The sequence below is a fragment of the Devosia sp. genome (assembly GCF_034675085.1).
Classification (GTDB): Bacteria; Pseudomonadota; Alphaproteobacteria; order Rhizobiales; family Devosiaceae; genus Devosia.
The window spans coordinates 1-4,449 of sequence record NZ_JAUCDN010000269.1 but is presented as its reverse complement, the minus strand read 5'-3'; the positions used below and the strand labels follow the sequence as shown (position 1 = coordinate 4,449).

Annotated in this window: 5 protein-coding genes; all 5 read right to left on the bottom strand. The window is 67.3% G+C overall.

What is annotated here, in order from left to right:
• A partial coding sequence (gene pseI / locus VDP82_RS14410; RefSeq protein WP_323015538.1) for a pseudaminic acid synthase occupies positions 1 to 997 on the bottom strand: 997 nt, incomplete at its 3' end.
• A gap of 1 nt (position 998) precedes the next feature.
• Positions 999 to 1,637 (bottom strand): formyltransferase family protein, encoded by a 639-nt coding sequence (locus VDP82_RS14405; RefSeq protein WP_323015537.1) that lies wholly within the window; start codon positions 1,635 to 1,637, stop codon positions 999 to 1,001.
• Positions 1,634 to 2,734 carry a UDP-2,4-diacetamido-2,4,6-trideoxy-beta-L-altropyranose hydrolase gene (pseG, locus tag VDP82_RS14400; RefSeq protein ID WP_416347124.1) on the bottom strand — a complete coding sequence of 367 codons (1,101 nt, stop codon included), beginning with the start codon at positions 2,732 to 2,734 and terminating at the stop codon, positions 1,634 to 1,636. Before pseG ends, VDP82_RS14405 begins: the two co-directional genes overlap by 4 nt.
• Complete coding sequence (gene pseF, locus VDP82_RS14395; RefSeq protein ID WP_323015535.1) at positions 2,731 to 3,471, bottom strand: pseudaminic acid cytidylyltransferase; 741 nt, start codon at positions 3,469 to 3,471, stop codon at positions 2,731 to 2,733. The genes pseG and pseF overlap by 4 nt, the downstream gene beginning before the upstream one ends.
• Positions 3,434 to 4,449 (bottom strand): UDP-4-amino-4,6-dideoxy-N-acetyl-beta-L-altrosamine transaminase (gene pseC, locus VDP82_RS14390; RefSeq protein ID WP_323015534.1); only part of this gene is annotated, 1,016 nt, incomplete at its 5' end. The genes pseC and pseF, both read right to left, overlap by 38 nt.

Here is a 4,449-nt window from a genome sequence, read left to right as displayed (position 1 = left end):
TGGCCTTGCGCCCGATCACGGCGTCGAGATGCTTGGGGGCGATGCCGAAGCCGGGGCGGACGCTGCGCACCGCATCGGCGGGTATCGCCTCGCCGGCCTTGACCGGCTTGACGAAATAGAGCGAGCGGCGAAACTTTACATTGCCGATTTCGCTGGATTTGCGGCCATAGTCGACTTGGCCCATGGCCTGCCAGGCGGTTTTGGCCGAGCGGCAGAGGTCTTCGAGGTCCGCCGGTTCGAGCGAGAAGCTGTCGTCGGGGCCGCCGCCATTGCGGTCGAGCGTGAAGTGCTTTTCGATGATGGAAGCCCCCAGCGCCACGCTGGCGGCGGCGGTGACATTGTCCAGCGTGTGGTCGGAAAGGCCGGTGACCACGCCGAAGCGCTGTTTCATGTCGGCCAGGGTGCGCAGATTATAGTCTTCGGCCGGCGCCGGATAGCCCGATACGCAATGCAGGATGGCCAACTCGGTGCAGCCGGCGCCGCGCGCCGCATCGATGGCCTCGGCGATTTCCTCGTCATCGGCCATGCCAGTGGAGATGATCATCGGCTTGCCGGTCCGGGCCGCATAGCGGATCAGCGGCAGGTCGACGGCTTCGAAGGAGGCGATCTTGTAGGCTGGGGCGCCCAGGTCTTCGAGCAGATCGATGGCGGTGGTGTCGAAGGGCGAGCTGAAGATGGTGATGCCCTCCTTGCGCGCATGCTCGAACATGGTCTTGTGCCAGTCCCAGGGGGTATGGGCCCACTCGTAAAGCTCGTACAGCGTGCGCCCGGCCCACAGGCCGTCCTTGATCTGGAAGTCGGGCAGGTCCGATTTCAGCGTCAGCGTATCGGCGGTATAGGTCTGGATCTTGACCGCGTCGGCGCCGGCGGCTTTGGCCCGCGAGATGATCTCCAGCGCCGTGTCGATATTGCCATTATGGTTGGCGGACATCTCGGCGATGATGTAGGGCGCGGCATCCTCGGCGATGCGGCGGCCGGCGATGGTGATGGCGCGCATGCTAGATTTTCTCCAGGGTTAGCTTGTAGCGGTGGCCGTGCAGCTCGAAAAATGCCGGAAAGCGCTGGGGGTCGCAGACGCGGATCAGGTCGAACTGCTCGGCGATGGATTTGTCGGGGTCGAGGCGGCTGTCCTCGGGGGTCCGCTGCCGATAATAGCTCGGCTCGACATCGCCGGCCTGCGGCGTGCCGGGATGAGTGCCGTAAAGCTCGAGCGCCCGGTCCATCAGAAGCAGTTCGGCGTCGAACAGGGTGGCGTTGATCTCGTCGGCCAGGAAATGGGGGGGAATGTCGAGCGTGAGCTTGGCCCAGATGGCGCCCGAATCCACCTTGTCCTCGGCTTCGAGCAGGCTCACCACGATCTGCCGGCCGCCTTCCACGATGGTCCAGATATGCGGACTCCAGCCCCGGCCCCGGGGCAGGTCACTGGCATGGATCACCAGCGTATTGGCAAATCGGGTGCGATGGGCGCGCGAGACCAGTTGCGTGCAGGAAATCAGAAAGAGAATGTCGCCCCCGTCCAGCTCTTCCACCCGTCGCAGCAGGGCGATGTCATGGTTGCCGGCATGACGGGCGATCCAGCGCTCCAGCCAGGCATTGACCGGATGGGCGGGGGAACTGCACAGGATGGCGATCTTCATGGCGCAGATATCTCCTGCATGGCCCGGGCGACGCGCATGGCTCCGCTGCCGTCCGTGATCTGCGCCGCCGCCTCGCTCAAGGCTAGCAGACCTTGGGGCGATTCGAGCAGGCCCAAGATGGCGGTGCGCAGGCGAGGGGCGAAATCGGCCTCTTCGGGCCGGCCCATGCTAATGGCCGCGCCGGCGGCGGAAAGCCCCCTGGCGATCTCGCGCTGATTGTCGGCGATGACCACCATCAGGCTGGGCAGGCCCAGGCAGCAGCGTTCCCAGGCGGTCGAGCCGGCCGCGCCGATCGCCAGGTCGGCCCGGGCCATGAGGCCGGCCATGTCGGTGACGTTGGTGTGCACCCGCGTGGGGTTGGGCATGGTGGCGGCGCGGGTCGTCACCGCGTCGCGCCAGGGGGCGGTGGCGCCCATTACCACGTCGATGCCGGTGGTGGCGGGCAGGGGCAGATCGGCCAGGCCGTCGAGAATGGCGCCGGTGACATTGCCCGCATCGACGCCGCCCAGCGTCACCAGAATGGTGTCGATGCGGGGCGCCGTGCGGCGTCGGGCGAGGCTGGCGGGCGCAGCCGCCGCGAATTCGGGCCGCAACAGTGCAAATTCTGCGCCGCACAGGATGCGCGCATCGGCTGGGACCAGCGGCAGATAGTCGGCCGCCGCGCGGCCGAAGGTCTGGTCGAGCAGCAGGCGGCAGTCATGCCTGCGGTCGGCCAGATCGTCGATGGCCATGACGCTTGCGCCGGCCCGGGTCATGGCGGCCTCGAAGCGGATATCGAGTGCATAATGGTCCACGACCACCCAGTCGATGCCGGCATCGGCGACCAGCGCGCTGAGATAGCCGGCTTCGTCCTGCCAATGGCCGCCCAGCCAGGCGGCATGGGCTGGCCCCTCGGTGTCCTCGCGCCCGGAAAGGGGCAGGGAATGAACCTGGAACCCGGCGGCCTCGATGGGAGCGATCAGATTGCCGGGATGGGCGCGGCAGGCAAAGGCGATTTTGGCGCCCCTGCCGGCAAGCACCCGCGCCAGGGTGAGGCACCGCATGACGTGGCCGGTGCCGATGGTCAGCGACGCATCGGCACGCAACAGCACCTTCATTCCGATGCGGCCCCCTTGATGGCGCGGAACATCAGCTCCGCCCGCGCCCAGTCCTCTGGCGTGTCGATGTCCACCACGCGCCATTCGGGCAGCACGATGGTCTTGCCATGGGTGTGCAGCGTCAGCCCGGCGAGCCAGGCGTCGCGCCGGCCCCAGTAGAATTGCCCGGCATCGTAGAAGCCCGGTTCGAGATCCTGGGTGCGGGTGGTGGCATATTCCGGGTGGAAGGGGCGTGTGGTGCCATCCTCGGCCCGGCGCAGCGCCCGCTGGATCGCGGCGGGAAAGGCCGCCACCGGAAACACGTAATCGGTGCCGCCCTGCAATAGCAGGTCCAGCCCGTTGCGCAGGTCTTCCGCCTCGAGCAGCGGCACGCCGGCATAGATGCAGCAGGCCTGCGCGACCGGGCCCTTCAGGGCCTCGAAGGCGGTGATGGCATGGGCGATCACCGGCACGGTGGGGGTAAAATCGTCCGACAGGTCGGCCGGGCGCATGAAGGGCACTTCCGCGCCGGTGGCGCGGGCGATCTCGGCGATGGCTTCGTCGTCGGTGGAGACGATCACATGATCGAAGACGCCGCTGGCCAGCGCCCCCTCGATGGCATAGGCGATCATCGGCTTGCCGGCGAAGGCCTTGATGTTCTTGCCCGGGATGCGCTTGCTGCCGCCGCGGGCGGGGATGACGGCAAGTTTGAGCCCGGGGCTAGACATCGAGCGCCGCCCGCAGCGTTTGGGCGACATGGGCCTGCTGGTCCTGCGTCATCCGGGGGAAGAGCGGCAGGGAAATGGCCTGCTCGTAATAGGCCACCGCCGCCGGGAAATCCTGCCGCCCGAAGCCCAGCCGCTCGTAATAGGGCTGGGTATGGATGGGGATATAATGCACGTTCACCCCGATATTGGCCCGCCGCAGCGCCTCGAAAACGGCGCGGCGGTCGGCGCTGGTGCGGCTTTTGTCGATTTCGATGGCGTAAAGATGCCAGGCCGATTGCCGGTCGGGGCCGCGATGGGGCAGTTTTACCGGCAGGTCGGCGAACAGGGTGTCATAGGCGTCGGCCAGGGCGACGCGGCGGGCCTGCATGGCGTCCAGACGCTGCAATTGCGACAGGCCCAGCGCTGCCTGCATGTCGGTGAGGCGGTAATTATACCCCAGATCGTGCTGCTCGTAATACCAGGGGCCGTCCGGCGTCCGCTCCAGCAGCGCCGGGTCGCGCGTCATGCCGTGCGAGCGCAGGCTGCGCAGCCGTGCGGCAAGCGCCTCGTCCTGCGTGGTCACCATCCCGCCCTCGGCGGTGGTGACGATCTTGACCGCATGGAAGCTGAACACCGTCGCATCGGCCCATTGGCTGCCGGTAGGCCGGCCCAGATAGCTGGCGCCGGTGGCGTGGGAGGCGTCCTCCAGGATGGCAAAGCCATAGCGATCGGCCAGGGCGCGCATTTCCTTCAGGTCGCAGGGCAGGCCAGCGAAATCCACCGGAATGACGATTTTGGGCAGCTTGCCGGCGGCTTCGGCCTGCTCCAGCCGTGCCGCCAGCGCTGGCACCGACATGTTGCGGGTGGCCGGGTCGATATCGACGAAATCGATGGAGGCGCCGCAATAGAGCACGCAATTGGCCGAGGCCAGGAAGCTGTTGGGGCTGGTCCATGCGATGTCGCCGGGGCCCAGGCCCAGCGCCAGGCAGGCGATGTGCAGGCCGGCGGTGGCATTGGAAACCGAGACGG

Coding starts and splice junctions, on each gene's coding strand:
- pseG (WP_416347124.1), bottom strand. CDS start 2,734: ATGAAGGTGCTGTTGCGTGCCGATGCGTCGCTGACCATCGGCACCGGC.
- pseF (WP_323015535.1), bottom strand. CDS start 3,471: ATGTCGCCCAAACGCTGCGGGCGGCGCTCGATGTCTAGCCCCGGGCTC.
- VDP82_RS14405 (WP_323015537.1), bottom strand. CDS start 1,637: ATGAAGATCGCCATCCTGTGCAGTTCCCCCGCCCATCCGGTCAATGCC.